Annotated in this window: 12 protein-coding genes; 3 read left to right on the forward strand and 9 right to left on the reverse strand. The window is 59.6% G+C overall.

Features of this window, described 5'->3' with window-relative positions; all coding sequences use genetic code 11:
• Positions 1 to 17: 17 nt before the first annotated feature.
• The 5 genes from sufB to sufC are packed head-to-tail and all read right to left on the reverse strand — an operon-like array spanning position 18 to position 5,179.
• Positions 18 to 1,424 carry a Fe-S cluster assembly protein SufB gene (sufB, locus tag FD37_RS00080; protein WP_056962604.1) on the reverse strand — a complete coding sequence of 469 codons (1,407 nt, stop codon included), beginning with the start codon at positions 1,422 to 1,424 and terminating at the stop codon, positions 18 to 20.
• A gap of 3 nt (positions 1,425 to 1,427) precedes the next feature.
• A complete protein-coding gene (gene sufU, locus FD37_RS00085) occupies positions 1,428 to 1,883 on the reverse strand; it encodes a Fe-S cluster assembly sulfur transfer protein SufU (protein ID WP_045807290.1) in 456 nt (151 codons plus the stop codon).
• On the reverse strand, positions 1,861 to 3,108 hold the full coding sequence (locus tag FD37_RS00090) for an aminotransferase class V-fold PLP-dependent enzyme (RefSeq protein WP_056962606.1): 1,248 nt from the start codon (positions 3,106 to 3,108) through the stop codon (positions 1,861 to 1,863). The genes sufU and FD37_RS00090 overlap by 23 nt, the downstream gene beginning before the upstream one ends.
• Complete coding sequence (gene sufD, locus FD37_RS00095; protein WP_056962608.1) at positions 3,101 to 4,372, reverse strand: Fe-S cluster assembly protein SufD; 1,272 nt, start codon at positions 4,370 to 4,372, stop codon at positions 3,101 to 3,103. The genes FD37_RS00090 and sufD overlap by 8 nt, the downstream gene beginning before the upstream one ends.
• A gap of 12 nt (positions 4,373 to 4,384) precedes the next feature.
• The gene (gene sufC, locus FD37_RS00100) at positions 4,385 to 5,179 is read right to left on the reverse strand and encodes a Fe-S cluster assembly ATPase SufC (RefSeq protein WP_056962610.1); all 795 of its coding nucleotides are present in this window, start codon (positions 5,177 to 5,179) and stop codon (positions 4,385 to 4,387) included.
• 275 nt (positions 5,180 to 5,454) lie between these two features.
• On the opposite strand from sufC, the gene FD37_RS00105 reads away from it, so the two are divergent.
• The 3 genes from FD37_RS00105 to FD37_RS12685 are packed head-to-tail and all read left to right on the forward strand — an operon-like array spanning position 5,455 to position 7,861.
• Positions 5,455 to 5,682, forward strand: a complete 228-nt coding sequence (locus tag FD37_RS00105; RefSeq protein ID WP_225351224.1) for a FeoA family protein — start codon at positions 5,455 to 5,457, stop codon at positions 5,680 to 5,682.
• Position 5,683: 1 nt separating this feature from the next.
• On the forward strand, positions 5,684 to 7,681 hold the full coding sequence (gene feoB / locus FD37_RS00110; protein ID WP_056962612.1) for a ferrous iron transport protein B: 1,998 nt from the start codon (positions 5,684 to 5,686) through the stop codon (positions 7,679 to 7,681).
• 15 nt (positions 7,682 to 7,696) lie between these two features.
• Entirely contained in the window at positions 7,697 to 7,861 is a 165-nt protein-coding gene (locus FD37_RS12685) for a FeoB-associated Cys-rich membrane protein (protein ID WP_147007762.1), read from the forward strand.
• 301 nt (positions 7,862 to 8,162) lie between these two features.
• On the opposite strand, the gene preA is transcribed toward FD37_RS12685, so the two are convergent.
• From preA to FD37_RS00130, 4 genes are all read right to left on the reverse strand, one after another.
• Positions 8,163 to 9,431 (reverse strand): NAD-dependent dihydropyrimidine dehydrogenase subunit PreA, encoded by a 1,269-nt coding sequence (gene preA, locus FD37_RS00115; protein ID WP_045807295.1) that lies wholly within the window; start codon positions 9,429 to 9,431, stop codon positions 8,163 to 8,165.
• Positions 9,428 to 10,663, reverse strand: a complete 1,236-nt coding sequence (locus FD37_RS00120; RefSeq protein ID WP_045807296.1) for an FAD-dependent oxidoreductase — start codon at positions 10,661 to 10,663, stop codon at positions 9,428 to 9,430. Before FD37_RS00120 ends, preA begins: the two co-directional genes overlap by 4 nt.
• 608 nt (positions 10,664 to 11,271) lie before the next feature.
• Positions 11,272 to 15,048: a helicase-exonuclease AddAB subunit AddA gene (gene addA, locus FD37_RS00125; protein WP_056962614.1), complete on the reverse strand. Its 3,777-nt coding sequence runs from the start codon at positions 15,046 to 15,048 to the stop codon at positions 11,272 to 11,274.
• Complete coding sequence (locus tag FD37_RS00130; protein ID WP_056962616.1) at positions 15,038 to 18,688, reverse strand: PD-(D/E)XK nuclease family protein; 3,651 nt, start codon at positions 18,686 to 18,688, stop codon at positions 15,038 to 15,040. Before FD37_RS00130 ends, addA begins: the two co-directional genes overlap by 11 nt.
• Positions 18,689 to 18,822: the final 134 nt, after the last annotated feature.

An 18,822-nucleotide genomic window follows, 5' to 3' on the forward strand; every position in this document is an offset into this window, starting at 1 on the left:
GTCAGTTCCTCCTTTGACTACCCGATCGAGCCTTCCATTTCGAAGCTGATCAGGCGGTTCAGCTCAACGGCGTATTCCATTGGCAGCTGCTTGGTAAAGGGCTCCACGAACCCCATGATGATCATTTCCGTGGCCTTGGCCTCCGAGATACCCCGACTCATCAGGTAGTACAGCTGTTCCTCGGAGATCTTCGAGACCTTGGCCTCGTGTTCCATGGCCACGTTTGAGTTATAGATTTCGTTGTACGGAATCGTGTCGGACGAGGACTGGTCGTCCATGATGATGGTGTCGCACTCGACGTGGGCCTTCGAGCCGTCCGAGTGCTCCCCGAACCGCACCGTCCCGCGGTAGTCCGTCGAGCCCCCGGTCTTGGAGATCGACTTCGACACGATCGAACTCGAGGTGTTCTTGGCGTTATGGATCATCCGCGCGCCCGAATCCTGCTTGATTCCGTTGCTGGCAACGGCGATCGACAGCATGGTCCCGCGGGCGCCCTCACCGTTGAGGTACACGCTGGGGTACTTCATGGTGACCTTGGACCCCAGGTTGCCGTCGACCCACTCCATCGTCGCGTTCTCGGCCGCCGCGGCCCGTTTGGTCTCCAGACTATAAACGTTATCCGACCAGTTCTGGATAGTGGTGTAGCGGCAGTAAGCGTCCTTCTCGACGTTGACCTCCACCACGGCCGCGTGCAGACTGTCCGACGAGTAGTTCGGCGCGGTACAGCCCTCCACGTAGTCGACGCGGGCGCCCTCGTCCACGATGATCAGGGTCCGCTCGAACTGCCCCGAATTCTCCGAGTTCAGCCGGAAGTACGACTGGATTGGCGTCTTGGTCTGCACCCCCTTGGGCACGTAGATAAACGAGCCCCCGGACCATACGGCCGCGTTTAAGGCCGCAAACTTGTTGTCCGTGGGTTGGACCAGCTTGCCGAACCACTTCTTGAACAGCTCGGGGTATTCCTTGAGCGCCGTGTCCGTGTCGGTGAAGATGATGCCCAACTTTGCGAAGTCGTCGCGCATGTTGTGGTAGACCACCTCGGACTCGTACTGCGCCGAAGACCCCGCGAGGTACTTGCGTTCCGCCTCGGGGACCCCCAAGCGGTCAAAGGTCTTCTTGAGGTCGTCCGGCACGTCCTGCCAGTCACGGTACTTCTTGTCCGTCATCTTCTGGTAGTACAGCATGTCCTTCAAGTCCAGCTGCGACAGGTCCGGGCCGTACTGGGGCATCGGCAATCGCTTGTAGATTTCGTACGCGTGGAGCCGGTAATCCAGCATCCACTGGGGTTCGTGCTTGGCGGCCGAAATCTCGCGGACCGTCTCCTCGGTCAGTCCCCGTCCCGTTGAAAAGGCCGGTTGGACGTCGTCGTGGAACCCAAATTCATAATCTTGATCTTGCGTGACAACATCAGGTACCTCTACCATCGTCTATTCCTCCTTATCGCCGTCGCGCAATAGCGCGCGCTGTAACGCCCACCACGCCAACGTGGCACACTTGATGCGGGCCGGGAAACTCATGATGCTGGATAAAATCGCCGCATCTCCCAGCTGATCTAGGTCGGCCTGGGGGTGTTCGTGACCCATGACCATGTCTGAGAAGGTCTTGGCCATCTTCAGGGCGTCCTCGCGGGACTTGCCCAGGACCGCGTCGGTCATCATGCTGGCCGACGACTGGCTGATGGTGCAGCCCTCACCCGTAAACCCGATGTCGGTGATCAGACCAGCGGCGTTGACCTGCACGTCCAGGTCGATTACGTCACCACAGGTCGGGTTTTTCAGGGTGATCGTGTTGGTGGCGTCCGTCAGGGCGTGTTTATGATGCGGGTGGTCCGAATGATCCAGGATCACCTCTCGATACAAACTATTTAGCTGTGCCAGACCCATGATTGAAGAACTCCTTTGTTTCCTGGATGGCGGTCAGTAAGCGGTCCGCATCATCCAGCGTATTGTACAGGTAAAAACTCGCGCGCGCCGTGGCGACCTGGTGCAGGTAGGCCATCAGCGGCTGGGCGCAGTGGTGGCCCGCCCGGACGGCGATACCCTCCATGTCCAGGGCCGTGGCCACGTCGTGGGGGTGGATGCCGTCGAGATTAAAGGCGATCACCCCGGTGTGTTTGGCTGGGTCGTGGGGTCCGAAGACCGTCACGCCCGGTAGCGCCAGGAGCTTAGGCAGAAGGTAATCGACCAACTGCTGCTCGTGGGCCGCGACCCGGTCCATCCCGTAATCCGTGAGGTAGTCGATGGCCGCGCCCAACCCGATGGCCCCGGCGATGTTCTGCGTGCCGGCCTCGAACTTCCACGGCAACTGGGTCCAGGTGCTGTCCTGCTGGTGAACGAAGTCGATCATCTCGCCCCCGTACTGGTAGGGGTCGGTCGCGTCCAGCAAGGCGCGTTTGCCGTACAGGACCCCGATACCCGTCGGCCCCATCATCTTGTGGCCCGATAAGGCGTAGAAGTCACAGTCGAGGTCCTGAACGTCGACCGCGATGTGCGGCGCCGCCTGAGCCCCGTCGCCCACCAGGATGGCCCCGTTTTGATGGGCCAAGTGAGCCAGTTCCTTTAACGGGTTGATGACGCCCAGGACGTTACTGGCGTGGGCAATCGCCACGATCTTGGTCCGCGGGGTGATCTTTGCGCGGGCGTCGGCCATGTCGAGCTCCCCGTCGGCCGTCAGTCTGATGTACTTCAGCGTGGCGTGCTTGCGCAACGCCAGCTGTTGCCAGGGAATCAGGTTACTGTGGTGCTCCATGATGGAGATGACGATCTCGTCGCCCGCCTGCACGTGCTGTTCCCCGTAGGTGCTGGCCACCAAGTTCAGGCCGTCCGTGGTGCCCTTGGTGAAGATGACCTCGGCCGGTTCCGCGGCGTGGATGAAACGCTGCGCCTTCTGCCGGGCCGCCTCGTAGTCGCTGGTCGCCCGTTCCGCTAAGGTGTGGACGCCCCGGTGTACGTTGGCGTTGTCGTGTTCATAGAAGTGGGTCAAAGCCGCCACCACGGCGGTCGGTTTCTGCGCGGTCGCCGCGTTGTCCAGGTAGACCAGGGGCTCGTCGTTGACCCGTTGCTTTAAGATGGGAAAATCAGTGGTTGTTTCACGTGTCGGTTCAATCATTTTGCAAGTTCCTTTCAATCGTCTGGGCCAACTGCTGGCGCACGTTGACCGCCGGAATCGCACTCAGAACCGCGCTGAGGAAGCCCCGAATAACTAAGCGTTCGGCGGTCGGCTTGTCCAGGCCCCGGCTCATCAGGTAATAGAGCTCCTGCTGGTCGACCTGGCCCACACTCGCGGCGTGGCCCGCCAAGACGTCATTTTCATCGATTAAGAGAATCGGGTTCGCGTCGCCGTGGGTCCCCGGATCCATCATCAGGATGCGGTTCTCCTGTTCGGCCTCCGCCCCGGAAGCGCCGTGGATGATGTCGCCGATCCCGTTAAAAATCAGCTCGGATTGGCCCTTCAACACGCCCCGTTGTAGGATGTTGCCGGTCGTGTGCTTGCCGTGGTTGGTGACTTTAGTGTTGATGCCCACCCGTTGTTGGCGGCTGGTGATGGCGATCACCTTGGCGTCGCTCTGCGCACCGTCGCCGATCAGGTCGGTGTCGCACTGGCCCACCGTGTTGCCCTGGTTCATCAGGCCAATCGCCCAGTCGACCCGGGCGTTGCGGCCCACGGCGGCGCGGCGTTGGTAGGACGCCTGGATCTGGGGTCCCAGCTCGTCCACGGACGCAAACTTGACCTGGCTGCCGTCCTGAGCGACGACTTCCACCACCTGGTTGACCGTCGCCGGCTGGTCGCCCTGCGACGTGAGGTGCTGGGTCACCGCGACCTGGCTATTCGCGGCGGCGACCACCAAGACGTGGACCTGGAGCGGTTCGCCCGTCGTCGCGTCTTGGATGAACTGAACCGTCACAGGGTCCTCGATCCGAACGTTTTCCGGCACGTACAGGAACAGACCGGCGTTCAGGTACGCCTGATGGTAGCTCGCGAGCCGGTTCTCGCTGGCCCGGACCACCTGCATCAGGTGGGGCCGTACCAGGTCGGGGTACTCGCGGGCGGCCGTCAGGATGTCGGTCAAAACGACGCCCTGAGCCCGCAGCTCAGCCGGTAAACTGGCCTGCAACCGCGTGGTCCCCCGTTGCACGAAGCGGGGACTGCCCGTCTCGGCCGGGTCAGCCGGGGCTTCCGCCCAACTCAGCGTGGGGGTCGCAAACAGGTCCCAGTCCCGGTAGTTAAACCGTTGAACTCGCAGGAAGCCCGCGTAGGACTGTTCCTGCAGGGCCGCGGCCCGCTGTTCGATCAGCCAATCCGGTTCCTGGCGCCGCTGCGCTTCCGCCACGACGGTCGCCGTCAGGGCCTCCGTATCTTTTACAATCGTCATGCTGCCGCCTCCTTAATTCTCATCAACCAGTTGCACGTCGAGGTCCAGGTCGTCGCGTAAGCCGGCGTACCCTTCCTTTTCCAACAATTTGGCCAAGGAAGCGTCCCCCGTCTTCACGATGCGGCCGCCCATCATCACGTGGACCACGTCGGGCACGATGTAGTTCAGTAAGCGTTGGTAGTGGGTGATGATCAGCGACCCGAAGTCGGCGCCGCGCATCGAGTTGACCCCCTTGGAGACCACCTTCAGGGCATCAATATCCAGCCCCGAGTCGATTTCATCTAATAAGGCAAACTTCGGCTGGATCATCAGCAGCTGTAGGATTTCGTTGCGTTTCTTTTCCCCCCCGGAGAAGCCTTCGTTCAGGTAGCGTTCCGTCATCGATTCGCTCATGTCCAGCAACGCCAGGTTTTTATCCAGCTCTTTCAGGAAACTCATGACCGAGATCTGGTCATCGGCGGGGCGCCGGGCGTTGATGGCGGCCCGGAGGAATTCGGCGTTGGTCACGCCCTGAATCTCGGCCGGGTACTGCATGGCCAGGAATAATCCGCGGCGGGCCCGTTCATCGACCGGCATGTCCAGGATGCTCTGGCCGTCCAGCAGGATGTCCCCCTGGGTCACGTGGTAGGCCGCGGCGCCCATGATGGTCTGGGACAGCGTCGACTTCCCCGTCCCGTTCGGGCCCATGATGGCGTGGATCTCCCCCGTCGCCATGGTCAAATTAACGCCCTTGAGGATCTCCTTGGCCGTTTGGTTCTCTTCATCTTCCACTTCAACGTGTAAATCCCGAATCTCTAGTGTCGCCATGTTAAGCCCTCCATATTCGCCAAGGTCGTCGCGGTGTTGGCACCAACGACCCTGAATTCCGTCTTTTTGTGTTCAAATGAGCATTTAAAATGGGCGGTATATACCGCGTCAATTATCACAAAAGTATCTTTTATCAAGCATGCTTTTATTGTAGTCCCGAATATTATTCCTAGAATATTAGGCATTTCCCTAATATTGCAAGCGCTATCACAATGGTAATCTGAGGACAGATAATGACCGGGGACTCCCCGCTCAAATGAAAGGCGCTGAGTTAAATGCAATTATTTTCACAAGATATCATGGTCCATCAGCTCACGACTCACTCGTTCCAGCAGTTGGACCCCCTCACCGTTCGGCGCTTGGAGCGCCTGGGGATTCGACCGGGCAGCCAGCTGACCGTGATTCGGCAATACCCCTTCCACGGCCCGGTCATCCTGCAGGTCGACCAACAACAGATTGCCCTGCGCTATCCGGTCTTTCAGGCCCTCATAGGGGGCGCATGACATGGCGACGATTGCCCTGCTCGGAAATCCTAATACCGGAAAAACGACGCTCTTTAATGAATTGACCGATAAGTACGCCTACGTTGGCAACTGGACGGGCGTCACGGTCGAGAAAAAGATGGGGCAGCTGACCGACTCCGAGACCATGGTGGTCGACCTGCCCGGAATCTACTCCCTGAATCCGCTCACGAAGGACGAGGCCGTGGCCACCGACTACCTCTTGACCGGCCACCCCGACCTGATCCTGAACGTGACCAACGCTGGCCAGCTCAAACGCAACCTGCTCCTGACCATCGAGCTCCTGGAGTCCGGCATCCCCGTGGTTCTGGCCCTGAACATGCTCGACGACCTGCAACAGTCGCCGTTTCTCTTCGACCTGCCCACGCTGGCCGAATGGCTGCACTGCCAGGTCAAGGGCACCAACGCGCGCAGCAAGCAGGGCATTGCGGCCCTGCACGCCAACCTCCTGCAATCGCTGGACCACTCGGCGGTCTCGCCGGCCCTGACGTTGCCGTATCCGGAGCCGGTCGCGCACGCCATCGACGCCACGACGCAGGCGCTGCAGGCGACGCATCCCGAGCTGCCGCGCGACTTTACGCGCTGGCTGATCATCCAGTACATGGCGCAGAACCAGACGATTCGGGACTACGCGCAGCGCCAGCAGCTCACGGCGCTCACGCACCAGACGGCTGCCTTCGACCAGCAGAACTTCGAAGACCATATCTTCCAGACCCGCCTGACCTTCATCGAACAGACGCTTCAGGCTGCGCGCCGGCCGAATCCCGCCATGCAGCCCAACCAGCTGACCCAACGGATCGACCGGTGGGTCACTCACCCGCTGCTGGGAATCCCCATCTTCATCGGCATCTTCTGGCTGATGTTCAAGCTGTCCTTCGACTGGATTGGGACCCCGGCCTCGAACCTGCTCAACGCATGGCTGAGCGGACCGGTCACGGCCACCGCGAATCACCTGCTGAGCAGCTGGGGTACGTTGCCGTTCCTGCAATCGCTGCTGGTCAACGGCATCCTGGACGGGGTGGGCGGCGTGCTGACCTTCGTCCCCCAGATTTTCGTGCTCTTCGCGTGCATCTCCGCGCTCGAGGACTCCGGCTACATGGCCCGGGCCGCCCTGGTGACCGACCGGCTGATGCAGATGATCGGGTTAAACGGCAAGTCCTTTATCCCCCTGATCATCGGCTTCGGCTGCAACGTCACGGGGGTCATGGCCACCCGAACCATCGAGCAACCCAAGGAGCGGTTAGTGACCATCCTGATCTCCCCGTTCATGAGTTGTTCCGCCCGGTTGCCTATTTACAGCCTCTTCGTGGCCGCGTTTTTCAGCCGACACCAAGCCGTCATCGTGCTGTCGCTGTACTTTCTGGGCATCGTCGTGGCGCTGGTCATGGCCAAGATCTACCAGCTGGCCTTTCGCCTGAAACGGTCATCGACCTTCATGATCGAGCTGCCGAAGTACCACGTTCCCCGGCTGGACATCATCCTGCAGGGAACCTGGGACAAGGGCAAGGGCTTCGTGAAAAAGGCCGGGACCGTGATTTTCGCCGGCACCGTGCTGATCTGGCTGCTCTCCAACCTAAGCTGGCACGGACCGGTGACCGACATCGACCAGAGCCTGGCGGCAACGCTGGGGAAGCTGTTACTCCCCCTGTTCATCCCACTGGGCGTCCGGTCCTGGGAGGTCGTGAGCGCCCTCTTAACGGGGGTCATGGCCAAGGAGATCATCACGGCCAGCATGATTGTCTTGTTCCACCTGACGGGGCGGACCGCCCTGGTCGCCACCTTCAGCGGGTTGTTCACGCCCCTGTCGGCGTACTGTTTACTGGTCTTCATCCTGCTCTATATTCCCTGCTTCTCGACGTTGGCCACCATCAAGGCCGAGACGGGGTCCACGAAATGGATGGTGTATTCCGCTGGCTCCAGCTTTGTGATTGCGTACGGCCTGGCCGTTCTGATCTACCAAGTGGGGTCGCTGTTCCTCTGAAAGAAGGGTGTTCACATGTCAATTATTGTCAGTATTTTAGTCCTCATTGCAATTCTCATCGGTGCCGCCTGCCAGATTCGGCGCATCTTCCAGTTCAGCAAGCACGGCGGGTGCGCCGCCTGCGAATACAACTGCGCGACCAAGCAACGGCTCAAGGCCCTGGAGAAGCAACGGCGTTAAATCAGCGGTCGCTGTCGCAGAGTGGCGGTTACGTTTTTCCACGGTGTCACTAACGTTTTGGATTGGGTGATAATCCGCCAGACGGTACCCGTCGACAGAATCGATCACGTTCAATCAATTAGTTGAACGCGAAGTGGTCCAATCAATCACTTATGGAGCCCGGAACGACCGTTCTCGGCTCCTTTTTAGTCCCGCCGTTTGCCCACACAAAAAAATCCGACCAGCCAATCAGCTGGTCGAATTTTTTTGGGTTTTTGGGTTAATAAGTTAGCGTACTGCTTGGTTGCGGAATGCGCCGTTTCTAATGGGTCAAACGAACGGATTCGATATCAACGTCTTCAATCTTGCCTTCCCGACCCGGCTTCATTTCAATCTTGCCGGTCGAGATGGCGCCCACTGGGCATACCAGGTTACATAACTGACACCCGACACACTTGCTGTAGTCGACGGATGGCCGCCGCGTCTTCTCGTCCCAGGTGATGGCTTGGTGCGCACCATCGAAGCAGGAAACGAAGCACCGGCCACAACCGATACACTTGTCCCAGTCGATCTTCGGGTAAACCTTGTAGTCCCGGTCGAGGTCTTCGGCGGGCAGGATGTTCTTGTTGGCCAAGCCAACCAGGTCGGACAGGTGGTCGACCCCTTGTTCGTCCATGTAGTGCATCAGCCCGTTCTTCATGTCTTCCACGATTCGGTACCCGTACTGCATCACGGCCGTGGTGACCTGTAACGTGGTGGAGCCCAACAGGATGAACTCAACGGCGTCTTCCCAGGTTTCGATGCCCCCGATACCGGAGATTGGCAGTTGTTCCAGGCCAGCGGCGACCCGCAGTTGTTGGATGAACCGCAGGGCGATCGGCTTCACGGCCTTCCCGGAGAACCCGGAGATGGAGGACTTACCGTTGACGATTGGCAAGGCGACCTTCTTGTCGAGGTCCAGATTCGAAATGGACTTCACGGTGTTGATCGTCGCAATCCCGTCGGCACCGCCGGCCATGGCCGCTTTGGCAGCGGGTACCATGTCGGTGATGTTCGGCGTCATTTTGGCCATCATTGGCAGGTCGGACCCGCGTTTAACGGCTTCACAGTACTTCTTGACTAATTCGGGGTTGGTCCCGACGTCGGACCCCATCTCGTGGGAGGTCATCTGTGGGCAGGACAGGTTCATTTCGATCATGTCGGCCCCGGCGTCGGTGACTAACTTGGCCAGTTCCACCCAGTCTTCTTCGTTGGTCCCCATGATGGAGGCAATCACGATCTTGGTTGGGTAGTCGCGCTTTAAGTGGGCCAGGTCGTCCAGGTTTTCCTGTAAACTGTGTTCCGCAATTTGTTCCATGTTCTTGAACCCCACGAAAGGCGTGCCTTCCTTGGTCAGTTCGTCGAACCGGGGAGAAACTTCGTCAACCTTGAAGTGTTCCGGGCCAATCGTCTTGAAGACGACCCCGCCCCAGCCTTCATCAAAGGCCTTGGCACACATCTCGTAACAGTTCCCAACGGGTGAGGATGAAAGACAGAATGGGTTTTCAAAGTGGACACCCAAAAAATCAATTCCTAAATCCTTCTTAATCATTTGCGGTTACCTCCCATTAAAGCGTTGTCGATTTCTTCAGCAACTTCTTTCCCTTTCCGTACGGCCCAGACAACGGTCTTGTCGCCGTGCGCGATATCGCCGGTCACGTAAACCTTCGGGTCGTCCGTCCGGTAACCGATGAAGGACACTTCGCCGTGTTCCGTGGTAATGCCCAACTTGTCGGTGTTGACCTGTTGACCAATGGCCAGGATGATTTTGTCGGCCTTGATCGTCATTTCGGCGTCGATGTTCCGGTGCTTGAAGGTCACTTCGTTGCCGTCAATGGCCGTTGGCACGTAGCCGTCCACCAGCGTCACGCCGGCTTCACGGGTGCCCGCCAATTCCTTCTTGGAGGCGCGGAATTCATCGAATTCTTCGTAGGCCATGTCGGTCACGTTCTTGGTGCCTAACCGCTTCAGGGTCGTGGCCACGTCCATGGCAACGTCCCCACCACCGATAACGACGGCGTTTTCGGGAACATCGCTGATCTGGCCTTGGGCGTCCTTGACGCGGGCCAGGAAGTCCACGGCGGATTCGGTGTAGGCGTTACCGTCAAACATTGGCAACATCTTGGCTTCGCTGGCCCCGACGGCCAAGATCACGGAGTCATAGTCGGCCTTCAACTGGTCCATGGTGATGTCTTCACCAATGGCCGTGTTCAGGTGCAGGTTGGCCCCCAGGTTCGTGATCCGCTTGATTTCGTAGTCCACGATGTCTTGTGGCAAGCGGTATTCTGGAATCCCGTAGGTCAGGTAACCACCGGGCTTGGTGTTCTTTTCGAAGATGTCCACGGCGTAGCCTTTTTCGAGTAAGGTCGTGGCGGACTGCAAGCCGGCCGGGCCACTCCCGACGATGGCGATCTTCAAGCCGTTCGCTGGGCCCTTTTCGAGGATGTCCATCTTGGCTTGTTGTTCGAAATCGGTGACGTAGCGTTGAATCCCACCGATGTCGATCGGGGTATCGATCCCACTCCGGGAGCAGGCCAGTTCACAGTACTTTTCGGTCGGGCAGACCCGCGCACAGATGGCTCCCAAGGCGTTGTTGGTCCGGATGGTGTCCGCGGCGCCCTTGATGTTCCGGAACCGCACGCTGCGGATGAACTTGGCTGGGTCGGTGTTGGCCGGGCAGGCCTTGGAACACGGGGCGTCGTGGCACAGTAAGCACCGGGCGGCTTCTTCGGCGACCGTGGTCATCGTGTAGCCTGATTTTTCATGGGTATAATTGTTCGTCATAATAATGCTCCTCACTTTAAAAGAGATTAGAGAAATGCTCCAGAAACTAATCATGTATAAACGTGAGATAGAAACTGGTTTTAGGTTGGCTCTTGGCTAGTAGGAATAATTGCTTGTTTGGTTTTTCACACGTTTTACAAGAGAAAGCATAGCATGCCCACCTGCCCGGAGCAACGCGAAGACCGACCTCACGGCGTTTAGCGCCCTTTTTGACCAGCGCCTACACGGTAAAATGCGGAAGTCGCTTATCTAGGATTGGCATATTTTAGGACGATTTTTATATACGATCGGGAATATTTAGGGAGGAATTAAGGGCCTTCCCTTAGAGATTTTTGCCCGGTGCGACCGGTGATGACCGCAATATTCCCGCTTTTCGGGGGCAATTGAAACTTTTTATCTCTTTTTGGCATAAAATATTCGGCATATTTTTGGCCAATTAATCACGCATTCTGCTAATTGGTCGGAAAACGGTGATAAGTATCAGCTTGTCGTGCTGCCGACTGATGTTTTCCGGACTAAACATGAGCGAAAGCAATCGACAGCTTCCACTGATTACAAAAAACGCGCCACCGTCAGAGCTCCTGACGATGACGCGTTCGTTTATCTGGTTACTTGGATGGTGTATCGGTGATCAGTTCTCGCCGCGGAACCGCCACGAGTTCCCCAACCGACAAGAGGTACAGGTACTGTTCCAGCACGGGTTGCTGGGTCATCTGGTGTAACGCCGTAGCGTACAGGTTGAGTTGCCCCCCGTACTTGTTCACCAGTTTCTCCTGACTGGCCGCCAACCGGTCGGTATTCACGTGATCGGTCTTGTAATCGAAGAGAAGAATCCCGTCGGCCGTGGTCAGGTACCCGTCGATGATCCCGTGGACCAGGACCTGCGAGTCTTGTTCGCGGAAGTCCTGGAACAGGCTTTTCGCCGGCATCAGGAGCGAGAACGGTACTTCCCGATGTAACTGCTCTGGGTGCGCCAGGATGCGCTGCCCCAACTTTCCGGCAAAGAACCGCAGAATCGTCGGCACCTGAATCCGGGCCGCCACCTCGGCCGTCAGCACCTTGTCGGCCACGAGCCGGTCGATCAGGGTCTGCACGCTGTCCTCGCTAGGAGCGGTGCTGACGTCTAACTGTTGTAAGACCAGGTGGGTCGCCGTTCCGATCTCCGTCGGTAAGGGTTCCCGCACCGTCTGCAGGAATTCCGGCCGGGCGAAGTCGTGGGTCACGAACCGGCGACCGCGCTGTTGGCCGGCCGCGGTCGGCTGACTCTCCCCAATGCGCGCGTTGTCCGGGTCTTCGAACAAACGCTTGGCCTCGGAGACGGATTGGTAGGCCGTGGTGACCGTGGCCGCCTGGTGGGGATACTGAAAGTCCATGATGGTCTTCAACTGATCCCCCGCGACCGCCGTTTCGGTCACCTGCTGGGCGGCCTCACTGGTCTGGTGCAGCCAATCGGCGGCCGCCTGGGTCACCGGCGTGGTCGGCGCCAGGTCACTGGCCGTGGCGAAACTGACCCGAAAGTCGGCCGCATCCCCGGCCAACGCCCCCAGGGCCGGCTGGTCTTCCCGCAAGTCCTGCGCCTGGGGCGTCCGCATCAGGCACATGCCAATCCAGTCCAGGTAATTGGCCTGGGTCGACTTCTCCCGGGAGGTCGCGTTCAGCACCAGGTTCGGGCTTTGAAAGGCCTGTTGCCAGCTTTTGAGCGCCTCTTCTTGAGTCTTGTGCGACCCCACGATGAATAGCCGTGATTCGGCCCGCGTCAACGCGACGTACAGCTTCCGCATCTCCTCGGCCAGGCTGGCCCGGCTAATCGCCCGGGCCGTGACCAGCTTTTGCAGCGTCGGCACCTGGATGCGGCTCTGCGTGTCCAGGTAGTCGATGCCGATGCCGTCCTTGGCGCTCAGCACGTAGGTCCCTTGTTGGTCCTGCCGGTTGAACTGCCGTGAGGCGTCCATCAGGAAGACCACGGGAAACTCCAGCCCCTTGCTCCCGTGAATCGTCATGACCGACACCGCGTTATCCGCCGTCTGAACGGCCGCGCTCGCCAGGTCGTCGTCCCGTTCCTGCAGCCGTTCGACGAAGCGCACGAACTGGAAGAGTCCCTTGAAGCTACTGTGTTCATAGCTCTGGGCCCGCTCGTACAACGCGTGCAGGTTGGCCTGCCGCTGCTCACCCGCCGGCATCCCGCCGACGTAGTCCAGGAAGCCGGTCTCCTGGTAGATGCGCCAAATCAGCGTGACCAGCTCGTTCTGTTGGGCCACGTTACGGAAGTCGCGGAGTTGCTCCAAGAAGTGTGCGACCTTCTGGTGGACCCGCTGTTGAAAGTCGCTGGCGGCATCGTCACTGTAGGTCTGCTCGAAGTGCAGGACCGCCTGATAGTAGTCGCCGGTCCGCTGGTTGATCCGCAACAACGCCAACTCGTTTTCGTTGAGGCCCACGATGGGCGAGCGCAACACGGCCACCAGTGGAATGTCCTGGTACGGGTTGTCGATGATGCGCAGGAGGGCCATCATAATCTGGATTTCGGTGGTCTTGAAGTAGTTCTGCGCGTCGTTGACCACGACCGGAATCCCCAGGTGTTTCAGCTCATCGGTGATGATCAGGTTGTTCGACCGGGTGGGCGTCAACAACGTGATGTCGCGATAGTCGATGGGCCGCGTCGTCTTCAGGTCGCGGTCGTAGATGGGTGTCTGCTCGGCGATGAGTTCCTGAATCTTCTTACCAACCATCAGGACCTCACCCTGGTGCTTATCGTCCACCTGGAAGGTCTCGTCCATGGCTTCGCCGTCATCGGTGGTCGCCTGCTGGTCCGTTAAATAGACCAGCAATTCCGCCGGGCTCTTCAGGTCGTCCGGGTAATAGGTCGCCCCATACTTCAGGAGCGCCGGGCCCTGGTAGTCGATCTCCCCCAACTTACGGTCCATCAGTTGCTTAAAGATCAAGTTGGTGAAGTCGTCCACGTTACGCATCGACCGGAAGTTCTCGGCCAGCGTAATGACGTCGCCCGCCTGCCCCGTGGCATAACGGTCGGCCTTGGCCATGAACAGCGTTGGGTCGGCCTGCCGGAAGCGGTAGATCGACTGCTTGACGTCACCCACCATGAACCGGTTCCCATGGGGTTCCGGCTGGGCGATGGCCGACAGGATGGCCTCCTGCAGGCTGTTGGTGTCTTGGTATTCATCGACCATGATCTCGCTGTACTGGTGCTGTAACTGTTGCCGCACGTGCTGCGAATCGGCCGTGTCCTGGGTTAAGATTTGAAGCGCCGCGTGTTCAACGTCGGCGAAGTCCAGGACGTGCCGCCGCTGCTTTTCCGCCAAGTAGGCGTGCCGAAAGGCCGTCACGACCCGGGCCAGCTCCGTGACCAGTTTCCCGGATTCCCGAATCGTGGCCATCGCGTCCCCCTCACTCTGTAAGAAGTAGGTCTTCACCAACGACTCCTGTTGTTTCTTGGCCGAGTCCCGGTAGGCCTTCAATTCCACGTAGGTCGGGTGGTCCTCGCTCTTGCTGGGAATCGACGGCAAGCGGCCCCAGTTATACGCCAAGACGGCCGCACGTAGGTCGTTCCAACTCCCCGTCTGCACCAGGTCCCGCAGGTTCTGGGCCTGGTCCAACTGGGTGTTCAGGTAGGTGATCTGCTTCTCCAACCCGGCATTCTCGGCCAGTTCTAAGGCACTGGTCAGATCCGCGTGGAGCTGCCCCACCTGGTCAACTAAGAGCGGCTGGAGTCGGTCCCGGTAGAAGGTCGTGTCCGGCAAATGGTCCGCGTCCAGCGTGTAGGCCGCCGCCAACTGGGTCAACCAGGCGTCCGGGTCGGGCGCCGCGTCCGCAAACGTGTAGACCCGTTGAACCAGGTCCGTCAGCCCTTGGTCGTTCCGGTCGCCCGAGAAGTTCTCGGTGACCCGGGCAAACTGACCGTCGGTGTCGTCGGCGTAGAGCTGCTCACGCAGGTCCGTCCAGACCTCATCGCGCAGCAGCTCACTTTCCGTGGTGTCCGCCAACAACCGAAAGACCGGATCGTAATCAATAATGTAGTAATAGTGTTGGAGCAGCTGGAGACAAAAGGCGTCCAGCGTGCTGATGTCCGCCACCGGCAAGAGGTTCAGCTGGCGCAGGTAGAACTGTTGCTGCTCGCTATCCCCCCGATTGGCCGCCAGCTCCTGCCGCAGGGCCGTCTGAATCCGGTCCCGCATCTCCGCCGCCGCGGCCTTGGTAAAGGTCACAATCAGGATGTGGTCGATCCCGGTGCCGGCCTTCAGGTGTTCAATCACCCGTTGGACCAGGACCCGGGTCTTCCCCGACCCGGCCGAGGCGGACACTAACAGGTCGGTCCCGCGTTGAAAGATTGCCTTTTCCTGGCTGGGGGTGTACTTAAATTTATCGCTCATCATGGGCCTCCCGTTCCGCACGCTTGATGGCCGCCATCTCGGCCGCCGCGTTCTGCGTCTTCTCTTCCTCAATCAAGGCCATCACGTCGGCCTTCTTGAGACTGGTTAAATCGTGATAGTTGTTTTCCGGTAACAGTGGGTCAAACTGCATGATCGACTTGTACGGCGAGAACTGCAACGCCGTGCGGTTCTGTTCCCGCACGGGGGCCAGGTCCAGCTGCCCGTCGAGGATCTCACTGGCGGCCCGCTTGATCAGGTGTTCCGTGTGGGCCAGCAGGTTATCCAATTCCGCCGGTGTGACCAGCTTATCCGACGAGTAGCCCTTGGCCGTCTTGCGCAGGCCCCGGAAGAGTTGCGAATACTTGCCGCCCTTCAGCCACTCTTCGATGTGGTCCAAAAAGTCGAGGTCGTTGAGCAGGAGCCCCTGGTACTGTTCCGCCTTCAATAACGCGGCCAGCGGGTCCTGTCCCAGCACATCCCCCGCCTTTAAGATCGGGTTCTGCAGGTGCAGGTACACGGCTCCAGCCAGTTCCGTCGATGGTGCTTCGTGCTGGTCGACCAGCGCGGTCAGGTTCTGCTTGACCGCATCCAGGTAGGTCAGCATCTGCATGGCCTGCCCGTAGTAGGCGTTTTGGTAGTTAAACTGGTGCTCCGAACTCTTGTAGTCCACGATGCCCAGGAAGGTCTTGTCAGCCAGCTTCAAGGCATCCAACCGGTCGATGCGGCCCCGGACCATGACCTCCCGGTGCGGCACCTGGTCGTCTTGCGGCCGATCGGCATCTAGGTCGAACAACAGCGGTTGCAGGCCGTGCTGGTCTCCCAAGCCAAACTGCAGCTCGGTTCGCCGTGGCCGCATCCGGGTCCGCTTGCTTTGCTCGTGCAGGGTCCGGCCCATCTGATGCATGGTCTTGATCAGCTGGTGGCGAATGTAGGTCATCCGTTCCGAACTCTCCAGGATGGCAAACTGCGGGTTCTCCGTGGTATCGAGCACCTTCGCCGTGACCTCGTCGATCATCTCGGCCATCTGTTGGTCATCCAGGTCGGCCAGGTTCAGCTCCTGCTGGTTGATCAGTTTGATCAACCCGTCCAACGTGGCGTGGAAGAACTCCCCGGTGCTGGCCGGGGACAGCTCAAAGACGTCCCGTTCTTGGAGTCGCAGACCGTACTTCAGGAAGTAGGCGTACGGGTTCGCGTAATACTCCTCCAGCTTGGAGATCGAGGTGCTGATCCGGTTGCCGTACAGCTGGGTCACGATGTCCGGCGTCAGTTGTTGGGGCACGTTCCGGTAGGTCAGACTTCCCAGAAGCTTGGTGGTCAGGTCCCCGTAGTTCGGGTCCTGCCGCAACAGACGTAAGACGTACAGCCACGCCGGCGACAGGGGCACCTCGCGGACCTGGCTATCGTGACTAGCCTGCACCAGGTGGCGCAAGGTGGTCCGGCGGGTCCCCACGAACGGTAAAATGGCCGTCGCATCGGCCGCCGGCGTGGCGGGTAACGTCTCCGTCGGCAGGTGGAAGTGTTCCTGAATCCGTGCCACGTAGGGCGAAATCTCCAGGCCGCTACTCTCGTCGCTGGCCGCCGGATAGCTGAAGACCAGCGTCTCACTGCCGCTCAGAAAGGCCAGGTAGTTCAGGTAGGGTTCCCCCGCCAGCTGGGTCGCCGCGTCGTCCCGCAAGTAGGCGTTACTGTCCGTGGTTTGCAGCTGTTCGCCCAGGTCCTGCCGGTCGCTGTCGGCTAACAGGGTATTCGGGACCTGGTTATCCGGCATGGTATCCGCGGTGGCCCCCATCAAGAAGGTCACCTTCCGGTTGTTCGCCTGGACCAGCCCGCTTTCGGACACGGACACCTGGTCCAGGGTCGAGGGAATCTGGTTGAATTTAGCGCCGGCAAACCCGGTCTGTAAGAGTGCCTGGAAGTCTGTCTGGTCAAACGGCAAGGGTCCCAGGATGGTATGGCATTCATCCAACATCTGGCAGAACGTGGTCCAGGTCTGCTCGGGTTGGCCGGCCCGCATCAGGTCACCATCGTCAATCGCCTGGTCCCGCCAGGCCATCAGCCGGCTTGTGACGCCGTGGTTGGCCAAGAATTGGTACAAAACGGCGGCCGCATCCGTGTAAGTCTTTGCCCCCTTAAGTTGGGCAAAGAACGGCGGCAGGGTCTGCTTCACAAAGTGCCGGATCTGATTGATCTGCGCCGTCAACTGGTCGTCGCGGGTGGTCTGCACACTGTCGTCCCCCGCGGAGAAGCGGGTGTACTGCCAGTCCTCGTCCTGGCCCCAGCGACGCTTGCCTTGATACCCGTTCTTCAGCACCAGGTTCTCGGTCAACGCGACCGCCTGGCGGTAGGCCTCAATCGGCATCGGCTCCCCCTGGTCGTCCTGGGGCAGCAGCAATTCGGATTTCAAGACCCGAAAGACGTCCGCATACCGGTAATTGCGCCGGTCCACGTCGAAGAGCGCGTTGATCAGCTCCACGAAGGGGTGGTCGGCCATCTGCACGTCCGCATCGTCGAAGTAGGGGATCGCCTGCGCGTTAAAAATCGGCGCCAACACTGTCTGGTAGGCGTCCAGGTGCCGGGTCGTCACCAAGAAGTCGCGGTAGCGGTACTTCCCGCTGGCGACCAACTGGCGAATCGTGGTCGCGATGTGGGCCACCTCCGCGTAGCGACTGGTGGCCTGGACCACGCGAATATTGGTCGGCGGCGTGGTCACCTCTTGCGGGCGTTGATCGACCGCGGTGCTGGCCTGCCAGTACTGGTCCAACGCTAACAGGTCGGCCGACACCCGGGGCGTCTGGGCCCGTTGGTCGACCATCACCGGGACCCGGTTCGCCCGGGCGCTGGCGTATAGCTGCTGGTATAACTTGGCCGACTGAAAGAACAGGGCCGTGGGGTCCGGGAGCGTCTGGGGCGCGGCCTTGTCCAGGTTCAGCGCCACGGTCACGCTGGCGGCTCGCTGGATCAGCACCGTCACCAGTTGCCGTTCCTGCGCACTCAGCTGCGAAAAGCCTTCCAGGTAGAAGTGGGCGTGGCTCAAATCGACCTGTGTCGTCAAAAAGTCCGCTAACTGGTTCAATAGGTCCGTATTGGCCACGTACTTCCCCGCCATCTGGGTCTCGAACGCCTCATAGATGATCAGCAGGTCGTGCAGCTTGGCTTGCAGATCGGCGTTGCTGGGGGCCAACTGGTCGATGGCCGTGGTCAGGTCGGCCGCGGTCACCTGACCCACCCGAAACTCCGATAGCTGGGCGGTCAGTTGGCTAATGAAGCCCGGCCGGGTGACCTCTCCCCGAAAGATGGTCAGCTCATCGGCGTGGCTTTGGATGATCTGGTAGATCAGCATGTTGAGCCCGGCCGGCGAGATCCGGGGCAGCTGATAGATCGGTTCATTCTTCATGAAGAACCAGGCCAGCCGCGTAAACGAAAAGACCTGGACCTGCGTCTGGGCAAATAACGGCTGGTCCGCCGCTAACTGGGCCTTCAGCGCCGCCAAAACGTCCACTTCAGTTTCAAACTTAATATGGTTGGGAACCAGGTAATACCCCTGGTCATCCGGGTGCTGCTGGACCTGTTGCGCCAACGCGTCAACCAGTGGTCGCCGGTGATCCATTCCCGCGCTCCCCAAGACAAACTGTAAACTCATAAGCCGACCCTCCGTTATTTTTTCTCGTTGCGTTCATTTTAGCATAGTTCTTTCTCGAAACGAACGTACGTTCACGCAAGATTGGAAATTCGCTATGAAAAACGTTATTGTCCGCTTTCCCCACCCCGGCTCGC

This window comes from Levilactobacillus spicheri DSM 15429 (assembly GCF_001435095.1).
GTDB lineage: Bacteria > Bacillota > Bacilli > Lactobacillales > Lactobacillaceae > Levilactobacillus > Levilactobacillus spicheri.

Excerpts from the sequence above, each read along its gene's own strand:
- sufB (WP_056962604.1), bottom strand. The coding sequence starts at position 1,424 with ATGGTAGAGGTACCTGATGTTGTCACGCAAGATCAAGATTATGAATTT.
- sufU (WP_045807290.1), bottom strand. The coding sequence starts at position 1,883 with ATGGGTCTGGCACAGCTAAATAGTTTGTATCGAGAGGTGATCCTGGAT.
- FD37_RS00090 (WP_056962606.1), bottom strand. The coding sequence starts at position 3,108 with ATGATTGAACCGACACGTGAAACAACCACTGATTTTCCCATCTTAAAG.
- sufD (WP_056962608.1), bottom strand. The coding sequence starts at position 4,372 with ATGACGATTGTAAAAGATACGGAGGCCCTGACGGCGACCGTCGTGGCG.
- sufC (WP_056962610.1), bottom strand. The coding sequence starts at position 5,179 with ATGGCGACACTAGAGATTCGGGATTTACACGTTGAAGTGGAAGATGAA.
- FD37_RS00105 (WP_225351224.1), top strand. The coding sequence starts at position 5,455 with ATGCAATTATTTTCACAAGATATCATGGTCCATCAGCTCACGACTCAC.
- feoB (WP_056962612.1), top strand. The coding sequence starts at position 5,684 with ATGGCGACGATTGCCCTGCTCGGAAATCCTAATACCGGAAAAACGACG.
- FD37_RS12685 (WP_147007762.1), top strand. The coding sequence starts at position 7,697 with ATGTCAATTATTGTCAGTATTTTAGTCCTCATTGCAATTCTCATCGGT.
- preA (WP_045807295.1), bottom strand. The coding sequence starts at position 9,431 with ATGATTAAGAAGGATTTAGGAATTGATTTTTTGGGTGTCCACTTTGAA.
- FD37_RS00120 (WP_045807296.1), bottom strand. The coding sequence starts at position 10,663 with ATGACGAACAATTATACCCATGAAAAATCAGGCTACACGATGACCACG.
- addA (WP_056962614.1), bottom strand. The coding sequence starts at position 15,048 with ATGAGCGATAAATTTAAGTACACCCCCAGCCAGGAAAAGGCAATCTTT.
- FD37_RS00130 (WP_056962616.1), bottom strand. The coding sequence starts at position 18,688 with ATGAGTTTACAGTTTGTCTTGGGGAGCGCGGGAATGGATCACCGGCGA.